The sequence below is a fragment of the Candidatus Vicinibacter affinis genome (assembly GCA_016714365.1).
GTDB lineage: Bacteria > Bacteroidota > Bacteroidia > Chitinophagales > Saprospiraceae > Vicinibacter > Vicinibacter affinis.
The window spans coordinates 436,986-458,703 of the sequence record JADJNH010000007.1; the positions used below are offsets into that span (position 1 = coordinate 436,986).

General features: G+C 39.5%; 18 protein-coding genes. 10 read left to right on the top strand and 8 right to left on the bottom strand.

Features of this window, described 5'->3' with window-relative positions:
* Nucleotides 1-169 precede the first annotated feature (169 nt).
* The 3 genes from IPJ53_16650 to IPJ53_16660 all read left to right on the top strand — a co-directional run bounded on the left by IPJ53_16650 (nucleotide 170) and on the right by IPJ53_16660 (nucleotide 7,582).
* Complete coding sequence (locus IPJ53_16650; protein MBK7800731.1) at nucleotides 170-1,753, top strand: VCBS repeat-containing protein; 1,584 nt, start codon at nucleotides 170-172, stop codon at nucleotides 1,751-1,753.
* Nucleotides 1,754-2,437: 684 nt separating this feature from the next.
* Nucleotides 2,438-5,167, top strand: a complete 2,730-nt coding sequence (locus IPJ53_16655; GenBank protein ID MBK7800732.1) for an AAA family ATPase — start codon at nucleotides 2,438-2,440, stop codon at nucleotides 5,165-5,167.
* A gap of 105 nt (nucleotides 5,168-5,272) precedes the next feature.
* Entirely contained in the window at nucleotides 5,273-7,582 is a 2,310-nt protein-coding gene (locus tag IPJ53_16660; GenBank protein MBK7800733.1) for a hypothetical protein, read from the top strand.
* Between the two features lie 10 nt (nucleotides 7,583-7,592).
* Here IPJ53_16660 and IPJ53_16665 read toward each other — a convergent pair whose 3' ends face one another.
* From IPJ53_16665 to IPJ53_16675, 3 genes are read right to left on the bottom strand one after another with little or no spacing between them, the layout of a single operon-like run.
* On the bottom strand, nucleotides 7,593-8,642 hold the full coding sequence (locus IPJ53_16665) for a glycosyltransferase family 4 protein (protein MBK7800734.1): 1,050 nt from the start codon (nucleotides 8,640-8,642) through the stop codon (nucleotides 7,593-7,595).
* Nucleotides 8,643-8,662: 20 nt separating this feature from the next.
* Nucleotides 8,663-9,259, bottom strand: a complete 597-nt coding sequence (locus IPJ53_16670) for a Crp/Fnr family transcriptional regulator (GenBank protein ID MBK7800735.1) — start codon at nucleotides 9,257-9,259, stop codon at nucleotides 8,663-8,665.
* A 30-nt stretch (nucleotides 9,260-9,289) separates the two neighbouring features.
* Entirely contained in the window at nucleotides 9,290-10,171 is an 882-nt protein-coding gene (locus tag IPJ53_16675) for a flavin reductase family protein (GenBank protein MBK7800736.1), read from the bottom strand.
* A gap of 118 nt (nucleotides 10,172-10,289) precedes the next feature.
* On the opposite strand from IPJ53_16675, the gene IPJ53_16680 reads away from it, so the two are divergent.
* From IPJ53_16680 to IPJ53_16695, 4 genes are all read left to right on the top strand, one after another.
* Nucleotides 10,290-10,814, top strand: a complete 525-nt coding sequence (locus IPJ53_16680) for a TlpA family protein disulfide reductase (protein ID MBK7800737.1) — start codon at nucleotides 10,290-10,292, stop codon at nucleotides 10,812-10,814.
* A 69-nt stretch (nucleotides 10,815-10,883) separates the two neighbouring features.
* Nucleotides 10,884-11,438: a nucleotide exchange factor GrpE gene (locus IPJ53_16685; protein ID MBK7800738.1), complete on the top strand. Its 555-nt coding sequence runs from the start codon at nucleotides 10,884-10,886 to the stop codon at nucleotides 11,436-11,438.
* Nucleotides 11,439-11,478: 40 nt separating this feature from the next.
* Nucleotides 11,479-12,648, top strand: a complete 1,170-nt coding sequence (gene dnaJ / locus IPJ53_16690; protein ID MBK7800739.1) for a molecular chaperone DnaJ — start codon at nucleotides 11,479-11,481, stop codon at nucleotides 12,646-12,648.
* A gap of 49 nt (nucleotides 12,649-12,697) precedes the next feature.
* On the top strand, nucleotides 12,698-13,114 hold the full coding sequence (locus tag IPJ53_16695; protein MBK7800740.1) for a gliding motility lipoprotein GldH: 417 nt from the start codon (nucleotides 12,698-12,700) through the stop codon (nucleotides 13,112-13,114).
* A 25-nt stretch (nucleotides 13,115-13,139) separates the two neighbouring features.
* Here IPJ53_16695 and IPJ53_16700 read toward each other — a convergent pair whose 3' ends face one another.
* Complete coding sequence (locus IPJ53_16700; GenBank protein MBK7800741.1) at nucleotides 13,140-14,360, bottom strand: metal-dependent hydrolase; 1,221 nt, start codon at nucleotides 14,358-14,360, stop codon at nucleotides 13,140-13,142.
* 245 nt (nucleotides 14,361-14,605) lie between these two features.
* On the opposite strand from IPJ53_16700, the gene IPJ53_16705 reads away from it, so the two are divergent.
* On the top strand, nucleotides 14,606-14,884 hold the full coding sequence (locus tag IPJ53_16705) for a hypothetical protein (GenBank protein ID MBK7800742.1): 279 nt from the start codon (nucleotides 14,606-14,608) through the stop codon (nucleotides 14,882-14,884).
* A 218-nt stretch (nucleotides 14,885-15,102) separates the two neighbouring features.
* On the opposite strand, the gene IPJ53_16710 is transcribed toward IPJ53_16705, so the two are convergent.
* The 4 genes from IPJ53_16710 to IPJ53_16725 all read right to left on the bottom strand — a co-directional run bounded on the left by IPJ53_16710 (nucleotide 15,103) and on the right by IPJ53_16725 (nucleotide 18,366).
* On the bottom strand, nucleotides 15,103-16,050 hold the full coding sequence (locus tag IPJ53_16710) for a hypothetical protein (GenBank protein MBK7800743.1): 948 nt from the start codon (nucleotides 16,048-16,050) through the stop codon (nucleotides 15,103-15,105).
* A gap of 16 nt (nucleotides 16,051-16,066) precedes the next feature.
* Nucleotides 16,067-16,810, bottom strand: a complete 744-nt coding sequence (rnc, locus tag IPJ53_16715; protein MBK7800744.1) for a ribonuclease III — start codon at nucleotides 16,808-16,810, stop codon at nucleotides 16,067-16,069.
* Complete coding sequence (gene fabF / locus IPJ53_16720; GenBank protein MBK7800745.1) at nucleotides 16,804-18,045, bottom strand: beta-ketoacyl-ACP synthase II; 1,242 nt, start codon at nucleotides 18,043-18,045, stop codon at nucleotides 16,804-16,806. Before fabF ends, rnc begins: the two co-directional genes overlap by 7 nt.
* An 84-nt stretch (nucleotides 18,046-18,129) precedes the next feature.
* The gene (locus IPJ53_16725; GenBank protein MBK7800746.1) at nucleotides 18,130-18,366 is read right to left on the bottom strand and encodes an acyl carrier protein; all 237 of its coding nucleotides are present in this window, start codon (nucleotides 18,364-18,366) and stop codon (nucleotides 18,130-18,132) included.
* A 149-nt stretch (nucleotides 18,367-18,515) separates the two neighbouring features.
* On the opposite strand from IPJ53_16725, the gene pyk reads away from it, so the two are divergent.
* Nucleotides 18,516-19,940, top strand: coding sequence for a pyruvate kinase (gene pyk / locus IPJ53_16730; protein ID MBK7800747.1), 1,425 nt, complete (start codon nucleotides 18,516-18,518; stop codon nucleotides 19,938-19,940).
* Nucleotides 19,941-19,969: 29 nt separating this feature from the next.
* On the top strand, nucleotides 19,970-21,715 hold the full coding sequence (locus tag IPJ53_16735; GenBank protein MBK7800748.1) for a hypothetical protein: 1,746 nt from the start codon (nucleotides 19,970-19,972) through the stop codon (nucleotides 21,713-21,715).
* Nucleotides 21,716-21,718: the final 3 nt, after the last annotated feature.

Here is a 21,718-nt window from a genome sequence, read left to right on the forward strand (position 1 = left end):
GACAATCCTCCTTCAAAAATTGATCAATTTTCGTTTGCCTCGGCTCTTTTTTATAATAACCGTTTTTAAAGTAATTTTGTCAATGAATACTTACTTGTAATAGAGATTCTATTTTATTTTGGACAGTGTGTATATTTATACTTTACATTATTTTTAAAATTAGGAAAATATGAAGCCTTTTAAATTCTTATTTATTTCCCTTGCTCTCTTTAGTTTTAATGTTCTTACTTCACAAGTTCCTACCGTTAAATGGTGGTTTGATACCAAATCATTTTCAGCAGGAATGGCGGCTGCAGATGATTTAGATGGCGATGGCAAGCTTGAGATTGTCTTTGGGTGTTATAGAAATGATGGCGGCGTATATGCCCTCAATGCGGAGAATGGTTCAGTTCTCTGGAGTTATTTTCCTCACACACCGGCGGATGAAGGTTGTAACGATGTGGCTCCACTCATTTATGATGTTAATAGCGATGGACTCTTAGAAGTTATCATTGCAAGCTCTTGCACTCCCAAAACCACTTGCCTCAATGGTAAAACAGGGGAAGTCATCTGGCAAGCAAATACAATGGGAAGTGATTCTCCTCCAACTATAGCTGATTTAGATGGTGATGGAAAACTTGAGATACTTCATGGAGAATTTCTAGGTTGGGTTAGATGTCTATCTGCCGAAAAGGGAACATTGTTATGGGATTTACAGGTAAACCGCAATTCCTGGGTACAAACAGCTCCTACAATAGTTGATGTAAATAATGATGGTCAACTTGATTTTGTAGTAGGCACATGGAATTTTGATAACAAGGATAGCCTATATGCTTTTAATGGAAAGACTAGAGAGAGATTATGGACACTTCCGATTCACGGTCATATATATCATGGTACTTCGGTTGCAGATTTTGATAACGATAAAAAACCTGAATTAATAGTTGGTTCATATAACAGCAATCTTTACTGCATTAATGGGGATGATGGAAGCATAGACTGGACATACCAAGGACCGGGAGCAGTTTCCTGTCCTGCAGTAATCGGTGATATTGATAATGATGGTGAATGTGAAGTTATTTTGACAAGTTGGTATAAAACCATAGCTCTAACCAACACGGGCTTGGTAAAATGGGAGTACGAGATGCCTAGTAGTTCATATAACTTCAGAGGCACTGTTTTGGCAGATATTAATGGTGATGCTTTTCTTGATGTAATATTTGGGACCTATGCTGGTGAGTTTATAGCTCTGAATGGATCAAATGGATCAGAGATATTTAATATGGATATTGCCACCCACTATGGAAAATCACCATTTGATATCAATCATGCACCTTTGATTTCGGACTTTGATGATGACGGGACTCTTGATGCTTTTTTTGTTGGGGGTTGGGGTGTGGCGAGTCCAACTATAAAAAATAACTATGGAAGAGCCTATATGGTAAGCGTTGGCACTGGCAATGGGCCTGACTGGCTGATGTTTCAACATGACATCAGAAGACAATCTTCAATGTGTTATGATTATACCACAAGCCTTAACGACAATTCGCCTGATATTGAACAGGAGTTGAACTTAGTATACCCAAATCCAGCAACAGATTTTATCATCATTCCAAATAAATCGCAAGAGATAGAAATATTTAGCTCACTTGGTAGCAGCTCTTGGAAGCTATCCAATATTGCTGAAGATAGAGTTGATGTATCTTTTTTTGCAAATGGGTTGTATTTTATAAAAATCGGCAATAAAATTAACAAATTTATAATTTTGAGGTAGAGGGTATATTTTGAACTCCTTATTTTTTTTATAACTCAATTGCTTTGGAAATAATTTATTTGAAGCCAACTAAATAATGATTTTAATATTTGAAAAATAAAGTATTTGAAAATTATACCTCGGTTGTTTGATGCTCCCAAGCGTCAATCTAACCGAAAATAAAAAAAAAGTATATAAAAATTGGGATTTTTAAACACCACGTAAATTTCAAGCTGGGAAGCTCGAAATAACCAACGCATTAAAGAAAATTTGAAATTTTGAAAATTAGCTAATATTTTAATAATGAAGATTACAAATAGTACCTGCAAAACTCCCCGTAAATTTCAAGCTGGGAAGCTCGAAAAAACCGGGTTGTTTGATGCTTCCTAGCGTCAAACTAACGAAGATAAAAAATAGTACTTACTAAAACACCTTGTGATTAATTTGACAATTCGCTAATGAGTAATGGACTTACTAATTTTAGTAAACAGAAGTAATAAGATCAGTACGAAGAAGTTCTTACCATAAATTCAGCATCAAACCAAAAATCTCTACTCTATACTCCTACAAATTAAACCGGAAATTATTTCCTGCTTTTCTTCAGGGATCAAGTAAATTTGTCAGTGTTTACAATAGATTCACTGCCAAATTTTCCGAAAAGTAAGTTTGGATAATTTTTTGATGCGCTTATCTAAAATCTGATTAATGACATACGAAAATTTTACCATCAAATCTCAAGATGCTATTCTAAGAGCTCAACAAATAGCTCAAAACCTGGATCAGCAAGTGGTGGACTCCCTGCACCTCTGTAAAGGTGTGATCGAAGTAGATGAATCCCTGTGTGATTTTCTCTTCCAAAAAATGAGCGCCAAACTCCCAAAAATTAAATCTGAGTTGGATGCAGAAATCAGAAAACTACCAAAAATCTCCGGTGCAGACAAACAATACCTCTCCAATGAGGCCAACCAGGTCTTGATCAATGCCAAAAAAATAATGACCGAGTTTGGCGACGAGTTTATTTCATTGGAGTTAATTATGTTGGCTTTTTTAAAAGGCAATGACAGCGTCTCTAAAATTCTTAAGGCAAACAACGTCAATTACGAGAGCCTGAAGCAGGCCATCGTCGAATTGCGCAAGGGAAAAAAAGTAAGTGAAGCAAGTGGGGACGAACAATACAATGCCCTCAATAAATTTGCCGTAAATCTAAATGCAGCGGCAGAAAGTGGAAAGCTGGATCCCATCATCGGCAGAGATGAAGAGATCAGAAGAATTCTGCATATTCTTTCCCGCAGAAAAAAGAACAACCCCATTCTTATCGGTGAAGCCGGCGTTGGTAAAACAGCCATCGTAGAAGGTATTGCCTGGCGAATTGTCAAGAATGATGTGCCTGAAAATCTTAAAGAGAAAAAAATATTTACACTCGATCTGGCCGCCTTGATTGCCGGTGCAAAATACAAGGGTGAATTTGAAGAAAGATTGAAAGCCGTTGTTAAAGAGGTCAATGAATCCAATGGAAAAATAATTCTCTTCATCGATGAGATTCACTCGCTCATTGGTGCCGGGGGTGGCAGCGGCTCCATTGATGCGGCCAACATTCTAAAACCTGCTCTTGCAAGGGGTGAGTTACATACCATAGGTGCCACGACCCTCGATGAATATCAAAAATATTTTGAAAATGACAAGGCCCTGGTAAGAAGATTTCAGCCGGTAATTATTGATGAACCATCTGTTGAAGATACCATCTCCATCCTGAGAGGTGTGCAGGACAAATATGAAGTCTACCACAAGATTGCAATCCTGGATGAAGCGCTGGTCGCTGCAGCTGAATTATCACACCGGTACATATCAGACCGTCAGTTGCCTGATAAAGCCATTGACCTGATCGATGAAGCCTGTGCCAAATTGCGTCTTGAACTGGACAGTGTCCCTGAAGAAGTGGATGAAATGGATCGCAAAGTGAGACAACTGGAAATTGAGCGCGAAGGAGTCAAAAGAGAAAAAGAAAACGTCAAAATAAAATTCATCGAAGAACAATTGGCGAACGCCAAAGAAAAATTGGCTTCCCTAAAAGCAAGCTGGCAGGCCGAAAAAGAAATTGTCGATGAAATCCAGGTCATCAAGAAAAAAATTGATGAAATAAATATTGCCGCAGAAAAAGCAGAACGTGAATCTGATTTTGGATTGGTAGCCAAATTAAAATATGGAGACCTGAAAGAACAAGATCTCTTGTTGAAAGCGGCAGAAGAAAAATTAAAAATTTTGCCGGAAGGCAGCCGTTTTACATCTGATACCGTCACCGCAAATGACATTGCCGGAGTAGTAAGCAAATGGACCGGAATCCCACTCCAAAAAATGCTGCAATCGGAACGTGAAAAACTGCTTGATTTGGAAACTGAATTAGGTAAGCGGGTGATCGGTCAGGCGGAAGCAGTTCGTGCAGTCTCCGATGCTGTTAGAAGAAGCCGCGCAGGTCTTCAAGATCCCAACAGGCCCATTGGTTCGTTTATCTTCCTGGGTCCAACCGGTGTAGGTAAAACTGAACTTGCAAAAGCATTGGCAGAGGTGCTGTTCGATGATGAGAAGGCCATGACCCGAATCGACATGAGTGAATACATGGAATCCCACGCGGTCTCTAAACTGGTAGGAGCACCTCCCGGATATGTGGGATATGATGAGGGTGGACAACTCACAGAAGCAGTCCGCACAAAACCTTATTCAATTGTCCTTCTGGATGAAATTGAGAAAGCACATCCTGACACCTTCAACATCCTGCTTCAGGTATTGGATGACGGGCGATTGACCGATAATAAAGGTCGCATCGCAAATTTTAAAAACACCATCATTATCATGACCTCCAACGTTGGTTCGGAAATCATTCTGGAGAATTTCGAGGATCTGGAAGCGGTAGGTGATAAACACCGCACAGAAATTATTGAGACAACGAGATTAGAAGTTTTCGAAAAATTAAAATCCAGTGTAAGGCCTGAATTCCTAAACAGGATAGATGATAAAATAATGTTCCTTCCTCTTACCAAGGAAGAAATTAAGAAAATTGCAGGTCTTCAATTGAAGAGCCTCATCCGCAATCTTAAAGAACAGGGCGTAGAATTGATCATCAAGGACAATGCTCTGAATCTGCTTGCAGATCTGGGATTCGATCCTCAGTTTGGCGCCAGACCGCTTAAAAGGGTCATTCAGAAAGAAGTGGTCAATGAATTGGCAAAACTCTTACTTTCCAACGATCTTGCCAAGGATGAAAGCATAACGCTGGATACGGACGCCAAAGGTTTTACTTTTAATGGAAAATCGACCGGCGTTGCTTTGCATCGAGAATCTGACCGCAAATCTCAGATTGATGCGCTCACAAAGGCCACTAAAGATGTGGAAGAAGCGTCCAAAAAAATAAAACCGGACCAACCGGAACAACTGAATTAATTTTCGGATGAATCATCTTATGTCTAAGCCTGAGATAATAATTACTCAGGCTTAGACTTTTTACATCCAAATTGCGTTTATACCTAGCTGTTAAATGCCATCCGTATGCTGAAGCCTTTTCTCCTGATCATTTTTATTCCCTTCATTTCCTGGACACAATCCGAATTATTTATAGGACAGTGGACCACTCACCTTCCCTACAACAATGGACTTCAAATTACGCAAAGCGAGGATTACATTTATTATGCTACTGCATTCTCACTTTTGCAAATTGATAAATCAGACTTCAGCCCAAAAAAAATTACCCGCACAGAAGGCTTATCAGGAAGTCAGATCAATTGTATTTATTTTCACCAGGAAACCAAAACCCTCGTCATTGCCTATTCTGATGGCCTGATTGATCTGGTAAGAGAAGAGGGAGTGTCGGCAGTTCCGGATATCAAAATTTACAACAACGTTCCCATCAATAAAACAATTCGCTCCATTACCGGTGGAGATGCGCAGCACGTTTTTATCAATGCAGATTATGGCATAAGCTATCTGAATCTGAACAATGGCTCCATTGCCTATACTGCTTTCACCCCCAATCTTAAAATCAACCATACCCTAAAGTATAAAGATGCACTGTACAGCGCAACTGCAAAAGGGTTGTACAAATTTGATTTGAAAAAAAATCTGCTGGTACAGGATTTCGGAAGCTGGGAATTACTCGACCAAAATGTGGGATTAAATCCTTCAGCAGAATATACTTCTCTTGCCATTTGGGACAACCAACTTTATGTGACCAATGCCAACGGATTATTTGTAACCCCTGACCAACAATTTATTTCGACATTCTCCAGTCCGGGATATTCTCCTCAATTAGTGAAAGCAGGAACAAAGCACTTAATTTTAAATCTAAAATGCAATGCCAATTGCAACGGAAAAATTGCATATTATCAGCAATCATCAGGTTGGATGGAATATACCGGGGAATGCGGATACATGAATCTAGGCATAGAGGAGGAAGAAAATGGCAGGATTTGGTTTGCTGACAGCCGTTGGGGATTCCGTTATATGAATAATTTTAATTCGCCCTGTGAAGCCATTTACATCAGCGGACCCTTCAATGAGGATTATCAAAAAATTTACAGTGGTTCGGATGGGATATACATCGCAAGTGGATCCATTGTCAATCGATTTGAATATCGTTTTAAGACAACCGGAATCTATACTTATAAAGATAAAAAATGGGATGTAATCAATGGAACAAATTTGCCGCTTTTTAATGAAAAAGATATAAGAGACATTGTGGACGTTGCAGAGACAGCCGATGGTTCAAAAATATATTTTGCAAGTTATCATCGGGGTATCTTGCAATATGATCGCGCTAAGAAAGAGTATACACTTTTCGATCAAACCAATTCTGCACTTGGAGTGGCAGAAGGAGACGAGACCAGAGTAAGGGTTAGCAGCATTGCCATCAGCCCAAAAGACAAGTCCTTATGGGCTTGCGATTTTCTGGCTAAGAAGCCATTGGTTTCTTTATCTAAGGAAGGAAATTGGCAAGCGTATGACCTCCCTGGATTCAGCACTGAAATCATTGGTGTTACGGTTGACAAAAACGGTTATAAGTGGATCATCCCAAGAAGAGAATCGGGTGTAATGGTTTTTGATGAAGGCGATCCGGATAATACCGGAGATGACCGCAGTATTATCCTGAATACTTCCAACAGTTCGCTTACTTCCAATCTTATTAATACAATTGAGGTAGACCTCGATGGAGATGTTTGGGTGGGCACCAACCAGGGACCGGTAATATTTGAATGTGGTGCTTCTATTTTTGAAGGAAATTGTAAAGGCTCCAGAAGAAAAGTTGACCAGGATGGCATTATTGGATATTTATTGGAAACCGAAGACATTCTCAGTATTGCAATAGACGGGGCTAACCGAAAGTGGATAGGGACCAGAAATGGTTTGTATGTGCAATCTTCTGCAGGTGATGAACAAGTATACATTTTCAATACCGAAAATAGTCCATTGATGAGCAACGCTATTTTTGACATCGCCATCAATCAGAAAAATGGAGATGTATGGATTGGAACTGAACGAGGAATTCAGGTCTATCGCTCTGAAGCTACATTTGCAAAAGATGTTTTTACTACTGATATTCTGGTTTATCCCAATCCTGTTCGGGCTGATTATTCAGGTCCTGTGGCCATCTCAGGACTTGCACGCGATGCACGGGTGAAAATAACGGACATCAGCGGTCGTCTTGTTTTTGAAACCATCGCCAATGGAGGAACTGCCATTTGGTATGGAAAAGATTATCTGGGCAAACCTGTTAGTTCGGGAACCTATTTAGTATTTGCAAACAGCACTCAGGATTTTGAAACCAGTGAAGGAGCGGTTTCTAAAATTGTGATAACAAGATGATAAAATTAAATTAGGAGGAAATAATTTCCTTGTAATAATCCAGATAAGAATTCAGGCAATTGTCCCAACTAAAAAATGCGGCACGCGATTTCAATTTTATTTTCAATTCTTCCTCATTTTTATAAAATTCGTTCAGCTTTTCTTTGATCAGTTGAGCCATTGCTTCCTCTTCAAAAGATTCAAAATAATAGGCCAAATCTCCACCTATCTCCGGCAATGATGTCTGTGTGCTTAAAAAGGTAGGTTTCCCCTGACTCATGGCTTCAATCACCGGCAATCCAAATCCTTCTGCCAGTGATGGAAACAACAAAGCCTCTGTGTGCGCATAAAGCCAATACTTTTCTTCTTCCCTTATTTGTCCGGTGAGCACAATCCGATCCTGAAGCTGATATTTATCAATTAGTCCTTTGACTTTATCTCCATAAGGTGTTTGATGATTACCTGCAAGGACAAGCATATGGTCATCAAAATATTTCATCACCGGAATTAATACTTCAAAATTTTTCTTGTCATTAAAAATTCCAACACTAAAAAAATATTTCTTTTGAAGCCACGGAAAATTCGGCTCAAACTCAGGAAACTCATGCAACTTACTCCCGCAATAAATGATTCGCATTGGTTTTCCATCTATGTTGATATTGGATTTCAGAACGGATGCAGTGTACTCTGAAATACAATTTATGGCGGTAGCTTTATCAATGTTACGCTTCAAAAGCTCCAAATACTTTTCCTGCTTTTTACTAGACTTTTCAACTAAAAAGTTCAGATCGTGAATGGTCAAAAGCTGTTTGGTTCTATAATTTGGAAAATAGGAAGGATATTGCTGGAGACTGTGCCACAGATCGTAATCAGGATTGAATTGAGAAAAATATCTTCTAATAAAATGAGCCCTTATTACGGGATTTTGTTGCGCATCAAAGTTTGTTCCACGAGGTAATAAAAAATTAAATTGAAATTCTGCAGGCGCAAGTCTCATGGCGGTCTCTGCAAAGTTTTTAGAGAACTGTCCCAGTCCGCTGTTCAGTGTTTTAAGTTTGTAAAGATCAAGGAGAATTCTCAATGTCCAATTTTTTCTAAATATTACTTCTTATAAAATTTACTTTTCATTTTGCTGAAAAACTCAGGTGTCACGCCAATGTAAGAAGCAATTTGTTTTTGAGGTAGATAGTTAACCAATTGTGGATATCGAAGGCAGAATTTTTCATAGCGCTCCTCAGCAGAAAGACTTAAATTTTCAATCAGTCTTTGTTGATTGTGCACCAAAGATTTTTCAATGATGATTCTAAAAAAACGTTCAAACTTTGGAACATCAGCATACAATTGTTCCTGCTGATCTCTGTGAAGAAGAATCGCTTCTGAAACTTCCAATGTTTCAACATTCAGTGTTCCGGGCTTTTGCGAGATCAAACTATAAATATCTCCAATCCACCAGTCCACAGGTGCAAAACTGAGTACATGTTCAAAACCATTTTGATCAGTCGTAAATCCTCTTAGACACCCTTTGGTAACAAACCAGGTGTTGTAACAGATTTCCCCTTCTGATAAAATCAGTTGTTTGTTCTTGTATTTTTTAACACTGAGAATGGAAAAAAAACGCTCAGTTTCTGTTTCATTAAGGCTGATGTGTCTGGAGACGTTTTTTAAAATCAACTGGAAAGAGTCAGGATATTTTGCCAATTTAATTAAAATTTAAATACCTCAACAAAACTAACAAACTACCAGGACAGCGCATGCTTTTTCAATATTTCCTTCTTCAAAATATTTTCGGGCCAATTGATGATGGGCATTTGTGTCTCCCTTCATATCAACCATCATCTGGTAGGCCTTCTCTTCTTGGAGCAATTCCAACGAATGAGTTTTATCCGGCCACAATTTTAATCCGGAAAGTATTCCAATATCATTGGCAGTAAGAATTTTACTTGATTTTACATGCTCCGGTAGGTTTGGATATCCTACTATAGGCAAATGCTGTGTCTGGGGCATTGCCATGACAGCATTTCCACTTGCCCTGACATAAAATGCTCTCCCCATTCTTCCCATCAGATCTATCTTATGTGGATCAATTCGGCCATTCTCATCGAGTACGGATTCTTTGATATGCATGCATACCACCTTGCAGACGATCAAATGACCTGCACCACCCTGATCTCCCAATGGAATGATTTCCTGGACTACGCATTCCATGTTTACCGGTGATTCGAGAACCATCGGGGCTTGCACCTGACTGGCTTTTTCCTGAGTCAATCCCGATTGCTCAAACTCACTGATTTCATGTGGAAAATCCACACTGCAGACCATCATCTGTCGGACAATTTCATAATTCACCACATTGACCACACATTCCTTACTGGCCATAATGTTGTGCAAGGTGTCTTTTGTCGTATTGCCCTCCACCCTGCGGTTGGATGAAAAAACCAGAATTGGAGGATTGCTGCTGAAGGCATTAAAAAAGCTGTAGGGTGCCAAATTGGTCCTGCCTTCTGCATCTACAGTACTTACAAATGCGATGGGTCGTGGCGCCACAGAACCAAGGAGAAATTGGTGCAGATCCGAAGTGGGAAGAGTCCCGGGAATGATTGTTTTTTTCATAATTCAGCCTGAGCTGTAATTTTTTCCAAAAGTAGTTCATTAGACTTAAAGCCCAAACATCCCGGGTGTCAACTTTTTGGAATCAAAACCATTAACTCTGTATATCAATGTTAAAAGCATGTTTAAAAACTTTCTGATTGGACTTGCAATGGTTACAACTTTTGTATTGGTCAGGTATTTTTACTTCAAACCGATGCTGGTGTTTGGTGAAGATTCCCCAACTTTTACCGCTCAGGATGTAAACGGTAAAAATTTAAGTCTAAAAGATTATCAGGGGTACTACCTTTTAATAGATTTCTGGGGTAGCTGGTGCGCACCTTGTCGACGTGAAAATCCTATACTCGCCATGATGTATGACAAATACAAGGACCGGAATTTCAAATCTGCCTCCGGGATTAAATTCTTAAGCATCGCATTGGAAAAAGATCGGGAATCTGCTTTAAACGCCATGGCAAAAGATGGTCTCGTATGGCCGGATCACATCATCGAAACGCAAATGTTGAAAAGCCCTATGGCTACTTTATTCGGAATTAAACAAATTCCGACCAAATTCCTGATAGGCCCTAACGGAAAAATTATACTTTCTGACCCGGATATCAAGGAACTGGACGACTACCTGGCAAAAGACAGACCGATAAACTGACATTTTGACCGAAAAACCAAAATGGCAAGTATATTGAGCAGATAAATATTCGTTAAACAATTAAGAATTATGAGTTCAGAAGAGCATAAAATGTCAGGAAATGAAATTGAGATCGAGCATATAGACTCGCCTAGCACTCCGGAATCTCAACCTCAAAATACAGAAAACAAAACAGATTCACAGGAAAAACTTGAAACAGAACTGGCTGAGCAAAAAGACAAATACCTCAGGCTGTTTGCTGAATTTGATAATTATAAAAAACGTACTACCAGAGAGCGCATCGAATTAATTAAGACTGCAGCGCAGGATTTCGTGCAGATAATTCTTCCTGTTTTGGACGACTTTGACCGAGCGCAAAAATTGGCAGAGGAACAAAAAAATGATTTAATTTTTCCTGAAGGCATGAAACTGATGCATCACAAATTAATTGGCATCATGAAAAATTCAGGCGTGGAGGCCATGCAATCCAATGGATTGCCTTTTGATCCAAACATTCATGAAGCCATTACAGAAATTCCTGCACCTTCTGAAGAAATGAAAGGTAAAATTGTAGATACCGTTGAAAAAGGCTATTACATGCATGATAAAATTATCAGGTTTGCAAAAGTGGTCGTAGGGAAATAATTCCCAAAATCCAAATTAAGAATTAACCGAAAGAGACCATATGGCAAAAAGAGATTTTTACGAGGTATTGGGTGTTTCCAAAAATGCGGACGAAGATACCATCAAAAAAGCTTATCGGAAAATGGCGATGCAACATCATCCTGACCGCAATCCGGGTGATAAAGCATCGGAAGATAAATTCAAGGAGGCCGCAGAGGCTTATGAAATTTTAAGCAATCCGGACAAAAAGGCCAGATATGACCGTTATGGACATGCGGGCGTAGATCCCCAGGCAGGTGGCGGTTTCAATGGGCATGGAGGCATGACCATGGAAGATATTTTTGAAAATTTCGGAGATATCTTTGGGGATGGGGGCAGTCCATTTGATGCCTTTTTCGGCGGTCGCGGCGGAGGCAGGGGCGGTAGATCCGGCGGCCAAAAAGGTAGTAATCTGCGCATCAAGGTCAGTATGACACTGGAAGAAATTGCCACCGGTGTCACTAAAAAAATAAAAGTCAAAAAACAAGTTACCTGTAAAACCTGTCATGGCAGTGGTGCCAAGGATGCCAAATCAGTAAAAACCTGTGGCACTTGCAACGGATCCGGTTATGTCCGTCAAATTAAAAATACCTTCCTGGGTCAGATGCAGACTACTACCACCTGCCCAACGTGCAATGGTACAGGACAACAAATTGCCAATAATTGTACAAGTTGTCGTGGTAGTGGCGTCGAAATGGGGGAAGAAACAATAGAAATCCAAATTCCTGCCGGAGTAGAGGACAACATGCAACTCTCCTTAAGAGGTAAAGGCAATGCCGGGGCCAATGGAGGCATGACCGGAGATTTGTTGATCAATATCGAACAAAAACCACACGAGTTATTTTCACGGGATGGCATGAACATCCATTATGACTTATACATCAACTTCGCAGATGCGGCTCTGGGACATCAATTTGAAGTACCGACGCTTGGAAACCCGGTCAAAATAAAAATACCGCCCGGAACTCAAAGTGGAAAAATCTTCCGCCTGAAAGGTCTTGGCATTCCTTCTGTGCAATCTTATGACAAGGGGGATCATTTGATCCATGTAAATATTTGGACTCCAAAGAGCGTCACCAATGAAGAAAAGGCCATGTTGGAAAAAATGAGAGGCATGAACAATTTTCAGCCGCATCCTTCCGCTGAAGAAAAAGGCTTTTTCGACAGGATGAAAGAATTTTTCAATGCATAGACCGACGACCCGTTTCTTATTTTGTTTGACCTTTTGCATCTTAACTTTCGTGTCCTGCAAAAGGCCATTCTATTCAAAAGAAATAAAATTTCCCAAAGAAATCTGGGCATACAATCAACCACTTGAATACAACTGGTCCATTCAGGATACTCATAAAGCCTATGACCTGATTTTGTATGTACGACATGATGACCAACTGAAATACCAAAATATTTATGTCAGGTGTCACTCTTCTTATCCTGATAAATCGGTCCAAACCCAGGAAGTATCTCTTGAATTGCTGGATGCTGCCGGAAAACCAAATGGGACTTGCAACATGGGAACTTGCACTGCAGAAATCCCACTGATATTGAATACAGTATTTCCGGTAATGGGTGATTATGGATTAAAAATAGAACAGTATTCAAGAGTAGATTCTTTTCCTGGCTTGAAGGCTGTCAAGTTTGATTTGGTTGAAAGAAAATAATTTCGTAGTTAAATTATTTCGTCCTTCAGTTTCCCTTTATTCGCTCCCAGAATTTTTGCAATTCCTCCGGGTCACGTTTAGGCCTCTCTCGTTCAGGCAATACTTTTAAGTGGTCTCCCTCCTTTGTTAAATTAAAATGAAAGATAAAATCTTTGGGCTCGTCAAATTTAAAACTTAAAGTGCCGTATCGCAAATCATTGTATTGCATTTGGCCATTCCCCAAATCCATAAGATTGTAGTACTGTTCACTAAACCAGGTCAGAATTTTCAACTCTTTCTGATCCATAAACTCTTTAACCAAATATTGATTTTGGGGCAATACCCTGATTGAATCAATTTTCCTTTCCCGATCCAATAAAGAATAATATCCACAGTAATAATTACTGTCCTTCTGAGCAATCGAAAACCAAAGGATGTTATTGAAAATGGTGGGGGTAGCCATCATACGGTCCGGCACAATACCTTGTTTCAACAAGGATGATTCCATGACTCCATCCACATGCTGTCGGGTCATCATGGTGGCCATCATGTAAGAACAACTTACTCCAATCCCAATCCAGTTGGTAATTTGTCTTCTGCGATCTGTACGTGAATAAAAACCACAGGCTATTACAGTAGCAAGAAAAGGAATGGTGTATATAGGATCTACAATGGAGATGTTGGAAAGAGAAACTCTTACATCCGAAAAAGGCCAGAACAATCTGGTTCCAAAGGTGGTGAAAGCATCCAGAATCGGATGCGTAATGATTGCATAAAAAAACAACCATGCCCATTCTTTATAAGATACCTGCGGGTGTTCCTGGTCTTTTCTCAGATACTCTTTATAGAGTTCTTTGATAAGAAAATACAGGCCAATGGACAATAAAACCGGGAGAAAATATCCTTTAGATCCAATCAGGAAGATGAGTAAAAAGCTCAATATCCCTGCCATGAGTACAAAAAATAAAGTACTGGTGATAAAACCTACCATCCGATATTCCTTTCGATTGTAGATCCCTGAGCCGTAAAATTTTAATACCAGCCAGGCCAGTGGAAATGGCATGACGAAGGCAAACAGTAAAGAGTGCATCGGCCCGCGATGAAAGGCAAGGGCATCCAAATCACCCATAAAAAAATTAGACATCACATCCAGATCCGGGATCGTTCCGGCAAAAGCTCCCCATATCAAAGCTTTATTTCCAATTTTTTTTCCAAGAACTGCCTCACCGCAGGCAGCTCCCAATATCATTTGGGTAAGTGAATCCACGTATTAATTTTTTCTATTGAAATCGGAGGACTAACAGCTATCCCGATAATTTGTTTATTTGGAACGGCTGGCAATGAACGTCTGATTAACATGACTTGCTTTGGTACTTATGGTTTTAAGTATAAATTTAAACATTCATATTGATTAAATACTCAACTCTGCAATTAAAAGATAATCTCGGTGGAGTAATTATGATTAGGTTTGTAGAGGTTCTTGTGAATGCATTGATTTAAAAAGATATCGAGATGTTTAAATTCTTATTCTATGGTTTACTCGGAATAACAGCCTTACTCCTTTATAACTGTTTTAATTTATTCCAAATGCCTACAGGATCTAAAGATGCGAGCCTGAATACAAAACTGACATTTGGCTCGATAACCATTTTCTGTGGACTTGTGTCTGCCTTGGTTTTCTACTTCCATAAGGTTCATCATCAGAAGACAGCTAGTCTTATCTTATATTCATTTTATGGACTTTTGATCATGATGACAATTTATGCAGCTTTAAAGGCACGATGGAATTAATTTAATTCAGCAGAAAGTATTGGAAAATACTATGCTTTATTAGTACTTGATTTGCTGATTCCAATGCGTCTTTCAATTAATGAGCGCAAGAAATAATATTAATACTTTTTAGCACCTATCGAGTTTATAATTTTTAATTATTATAACCTTTTTTATGGGCAATATATTTTTAAAGAATAAACGTAAAATAATTTGATAAAAACATTCGATAATTTTTATTAAATATTTCTAATGTACCCATGAGTGTAAACTGCAATCGGAATAATTTTTCTATCCTCATATTCACCCACTACAACAGTCGAATCATCCATGAGGTAAGACATTAATTTCCAAACTTTTTCTTCCAAAATATTTAATTCGATTGAAACTCCATCTGCCCCTACCAGATACCATCTGGCATCAATTTTAATCACTTTGGCATCCTTGATTAATGCCGGCATTTGCCTGATGAATGGATGGAGTAAAATAGCCTTTGACAACAGATCCAAATATTCTGTTACATTGTGAGCTTTCCATGAAATCTGCCCGGGAATAATTCTATGCTGATCAGGAACATCATGCATTCTAATAGGCAATGCAGAAGGATAAAAATGTACATATCCATGATACATTTTTCCAAAATCAAAATTTCTTAACTTTACAAACCGATTTACCTGAAACTCTATATAAAGACCAAATTTGGAATGGTTACGACCATAAAACCAATGACGGTTTATTAAAATATTTTCTTCCTTTTCCCTGCGTGTCCCTAAATAAATCCATTCATCTTCTATGGGAACTGTCTCCTTAATAAGGTCAGATTTTTTGATGTGCACACCCATAAATGCGAGCAGATCTTCTTCATGCACCAACTCTTGCTTCTCTTTTGCTTTGACCATTTGCAGAAATAAATAGATCGCTCCTATTTCATTCATCAAATCATCAACCCAATCTGTTCCGGACTTAATTTTATCAGGCAATGTGCGCAACCTCCGTCCAATCGCAGGCATGCCGCAGTCAACCGCACGGGTAGCCATCTCCTGTATCCTGGTTTCATCTTTTTGGAGCACCTCGAATCCCTGTCTTAGCAATTGAATAATCCAGTCTTCCAGCAACTGCAATCCTTCGGCTATCCTTTTTGATCGGACCGAAGGAAGCCGCCCTGCTTTGAAGATCGGGTAGTTCATGAAAAACTAAATAAGTTTAAATATTGAGTTGCGAAAGTGCAATTTCTGAGGCAATTTGTTCGGCACTTTTCTTATTGTAATCTTCGGCAGATGCTATTTCCACCCCATCGACGAAAACACCTACTTTGAATCTATCGCGCTTATCAGTCTTGTATTTACTGATCACCCTGAAATCAATTTCCTTGGTATTTTTTTGACACCATTCCAACAGTTGGCTTTTGAAATTGTCATCATAAGTCTCCAGTTGAGAAATATTTATATACTTTCTTAAAATCTTTTTAAGTATGTACTTCTTGGTAAAATCAAAACCCCGTTCCAAATAAATGGCTCCAATCAAGGCCTCCAATGCATTTCCCAACATTGACTGCGAGATGGCAGTCTGATTGAATTCCATCATCAACCGATCCAATCCCATTTGTTCAGCAAGATCATTTAATGTTTTTCTTTTGACAATTTTGGAACGCATCTTGGTTAGAAAGCCCTCGTTGGCGCTTGGATACTTATTGAACAGATATTCCCCAACCACAAAACTCAACAAAGCGTCTCCCAGAAATTCCAGTCGCTCGTTTGACTGATACAATTCCAATTTCTCGTTGTTCTGATTGTTGAGGGTGGACTTGTGATAAAATGCCAGCTTGAAGAGATAAATATTCGATGGCGTAAAACCTAACACCGTCCTGAGTCTTTCGACGAAAAACTTGTCTTTTGAAAAATACTTGTGGTTTGCCCTTTTAAAAAACCTAAATAAAAAACCTAGCATCTTTTAAATATCACTGAACTGTTATGTCCTCCAAATCCAAAAGTATTGCTTAAAAACGCATTAATGGTTTTTTGCTGTGCGTGGTTAAAGGTAAAATTGAGCCTAGGATCCAAATCCGGATCATCTGTAAAGTGATTGATCGTAGGAGGGATGAAGTGATGGTTCATGGCAAGTATTCCGGCAATACATTCCACCGCACCCGCAGCACCAAGCAAGTGACCGGTCATTGATTTGGTCGAACTAATATTCAGCTCATAGGCTTGATCTCCAAAAACCTGTTGAATTGCTTTAACCTCTGCTATGTCTCCCAAAGGGGTAGAAGTTCCGTGTGTATTGATGTAATCTATATCCGATGGCTTCATGCCTGCCTCTTCTAATGCCAACTCCATGGCCGCCTTGGCTCCGATTCCGTCAGGATGAGGAGCCGTAATGTGATACGCATCAGCGGTCAATCCAGTCCCACACAACTCAGCATAAATTTTTGCCCCTCGGGCCATTGCATGTTCATATTCTTCCAGCAACAACGCCCCTGCACCTTCTCCCAGCACAAATCCGTCCCGCTCCTTGTCATAAGGTCGGGAGGCAGTTGCATAATCATCATTTCTTTCAGAAAGGGCTTTCATGGAGCTAAATCCACCTACTCCCGCCCTGGTTATGGCTGCTTCCGAGCCACCTGCCAATATAATATTTGCCTTCCCGTGCCGAATAAAATCAAAAGCATTGGAAATCGCATGACTGGAACTGGCACATGCAGAAACAGTCCCATAATTCACACCCATCAATCCATATTTGATGGAAATATGTCCGGGAGCAATGTCAGAAATTAATTTTGGAATCAGAAACGGACTGTACCTCGGAGCGCCTGTATGGAGGGCCGCTTCAGAAAGATCGGTTTCCAAAGTGTAGAACCCACCAATTCCGGATCCCCAAATTACCCCAAACTTCATACGGTTCACCGACTCCAGATCGATATTAGAGTCTTTGATACACTCCTCCGCAACTACCAAAGCATACTGTGCAAATGGATCTAATTTCCGAGCCTCCTTTTTGTCAAGAAAATCTTCCGGATTAAAACCTTTTAACTCGCAGGCAAAGCGGGTTTTGAATAAACTTGCATCAAAACGAGTAATGGGTCCGGCCCCACTGATACCGCTTTTAATCCCGGACAGAAAGGCATCCTTGTTGTTACCAATAGGCGTCAAAGCACCAATACCAGTGACTACAACTCTTCTCATGCAAAAGTTCAATTAAGTTAAAGCCCTCCGACGGCTTGCCGGATAGACATCATAAAGGTAAATCGTTTTCCTGAAAAAACTCCCTTATTTGCAGTTGGCCTCCAAATATTCTACAGCCTGGCCTACTGTCTGGATCTTTTCTGCTTGATCGTCTGGAATGGAAGTGTCAAATTCCTTTTCGAATTCCATTATCAGCTCAACCGTGTCCAATGAATCGGCTCCAAGGTCATTGACAAAGCTCGCCTCATGCGTAACTTCTGCTTCATCAACTCCTAATTTATCGATAATGATTTTCTTTACTCTTTCAGCAATTGTTGACATTTTTATTAAGATTTTTTTATAAGAGCGCAAAAATAATGAATATCAAAAGCCATTTCAAATAAATGAGCTAAAATTTATCAAGTATTTTATGCAACTACTAAACAAGCAGAGGGGTTAATTTTGTTCCTTAGTATTATAAAATTTTATAAATGTCTCTACACAACACAAAAATCGTTGCCACAATAGGCCCTGCATCGAGTTCTTATGAAGCCTTAAGAGATCTGGCTTTGGCTGGAGTAGCCGTCTTTAGACTCAATTTCTCCCACGGTAAGCATGAAGATCATGCCAGTGTTATAGAACACATCACCCGAATTAATGAAGAATTTGACATGCATGTGGGCATTTTGGCTGATTTGCAAGGTCCAAAATTGAGAATCGGGTTGATTGAAAATAATTCCCTTCCGGTAAATCCCGGAGACATCCTCACCTTCAAAGATGAAGAATGCATGGGGAATGCTCAACAAATCTATATGAGTTACGATCATTTTGCCAGGGACGTTAAACCCGGTGAGAAAATTCTGATAGACGATGGCAAACTGGTTTTTGAAGTGCTGGAAACCAATTTTAAAGATACGGTTAAGCTGATTTGCCTGTATGGAGGCATTTTGTCCTCCAACAAAGGGGTCAATTTGCCCGATACAGAGGTAAGCCTACCATGCCTGACTGAAAAAGATCTGGTTGATCTGGAATTTATCCTTACCAAGCCCGTCAACTGGATTGCCCTTTCATTCGTCAGAAAAGCTTCTGATGTGGAGGACCTTCAACAAAGAATTGCGGCAGCAAGTCATTATGCAAAAGTGATTGCCAAAATTGAAAAACCTGAAGCCATCCGAAACATTGACAATATTATCAAGGTAAGCAACGCAATCATGGTGGCTCGTGGTGATCTTGGGGTGGAAATGCCTATTGAACAACTTCCCGCCATGCAAAAAATGATCATCAATAAGTGCATCCAGCGCTCCAGGCCGGTAATCGTCGCTACACAACTTATGGACAGCATGATCACCAACCCATCACCAACGCGTGCCGAAGTCACTGATGTGGCCAATGCAGTATTGGATGGAGCTGATGCAGTCATGCTGAGCGCAGAAACCTCAGTTGGAAAACATCCTGTAATTGTGGTAGAGGCCATGAATCGTATTATCTCAGAGGCGGAAAAACATTATGCTTTTCAGACTCGCCGACCAAAGCCCTCTGAAAAATCCTCTACCTTCATCAGCGACGTGGTATGCTTTAACGCAGCAAAAACCGCCGAAGAAATTAAAGCCACTGCCATTATTGGTCTCACTGTTTCCGGGTACACCGCATTCAAAACTTCCTCCTACCGTACAAACTGTCCTATCTATATTTTTTCCAGTGCACACCACATGCTGGGAACCTTAAATCTGGTTTGGGGGGTCAGATGTTATTATTACGATAGAATGAGCTCAACAGATGATACCATCGAAGATGTCGTTCAAATTCTGAAAATTGATGGGAAAGTGAAATCCGGAGATTTCATAGTGAATACAGGGAGTATGCCTGTACACAAAAAACTTCGGACCAACATGCTTAAGGTAACCGAAGTCGAATAAAAATTGTTTCTTTTCGTTAACTTAAAGCAATGCCAAGCAGTCCCATGAATACGACAGGAATGTATTTTTCATTTATTCAGTTGCCACCTCTGGTAAGGCAATTTGGTATTCACTTGTTTTTGGTCATTGGATTTTATGGTTTTTGTCAAATACCCTTGCTTTCCCAAAAGACGACCTCACAAATCGAACTGGAATCTAAACTCATTGATGCCATCAAAGAAGAAGAAATTGGCAACCCTGAAAAAGCCATAGTGCTGTTGGAAAAAATGAGATACGAGCCCGAAATAAAAGCCACTGTCAATTATTATCTTGCAAGACTTTATGAACAAAGTTCAAGGCATGAAGAAGCTCTTCTTGCCATCCAGGAAAGTGTGCTCGCTGATCAGGGAAATAAATGGTTCAAGGTCTTTAAAGCCAACTTACTTGAAAAAACGGCACGATATGAACAAGTCGCCGGCGTATATGAAGAACTGATCATAATTGAACCACAGAATTATACATTTTATGATTTGGCCGCAATAAATTATTTGAAGTCCGGCAAATCTGAGAAAGCGCTGACCATATTGGATAAAGCTCAACTGAAATTCGGACCAATGCCTCCTTTGGTACTTAAAAAAGCTGAGATTCTTAAAATTCAAAAGAAATTTAAAAAAGCAACTGAATGTTTGGAATTGTCATTGAAGGATTATCCAAACCACAAAGAATTATATCCCAGCCTCATTGAAAGCTACATTGCGGAAAATAGAATTCAGGAAAAAGATTCAGCACTGGTAAAATTAAAAAGTCTGGATCCCAACAATCCTCTGGTTAAACTCAACTCAAATAATTCACCTGCAAATATGAGCGGAGCAGAATTATTGAAAAATATAAACGAACAAAAAATTAGTCTTGATGATGCCATTAAAATACTGATCCCTCATTTGCAAAAACTTGCAGACGGTACCGACAGCCTTCAAGAACAAACGTTGCTTTTACCTGCTTTAAGACTCACTGAACTATACCCAAAGGAATCTAAACCCGCAGCATTGGTCGGGGATATATATTTTCACAACAACAATTTGTTGAAAGCAACAGAGTGGTATAAAAAATCAGTTAATCAGGGCTCAGTCCCATATCCCGTGTGGGATAATCTGATCTTTGGCTTACTCCAATTGGGGCACTGGAACAACCTGGAAAAATATGCCAATCTGGCGCTTGATCAATTTCCAAATAACAGCTATCCCTATTACGCTTTATCAATGGCTCAATATCATGGGAACAAACTGGATGAATCTCTTGGGAATGCAGAACACTTTCTACTGATCAATCGCAAAAATGAAATAAATAAATCTCTTGCACATGTGATATTGGCAAAAATAAACCTGGCTCTTAAAGATGAAGCCAAGTCAAATTTTCACTGGGAAGCTATGAGACAAATTAATAACCAGGCTAGTGGTGGAGAACTTGAGTATCTTGTCTATTGTCAAAAATATGGAAAAAAATATTCTTCAGATGAATTGGACAAAGCAGTTAGTAATGAAACCGTTCCTCAATATTTTCGTAGTTATAAATTAGCGGAGATACAATACTTAAAAAAGGATTACCCGGCTGCGCTGACTTTCATTAATAATGCCCTCGTATTTCCACAGGCCCACATCCCTGAAATTCTTGAATTTGCTTCCCGTGTATTCATCGCTGCAAACAATCAAACTGCAGCGAAAAAAATGCTGTCAGAAGCAGCTGAGCTTTCAGAAGACAAAGCAAAATATAATGAGTTAATTCAAAAAATAAACTAATCA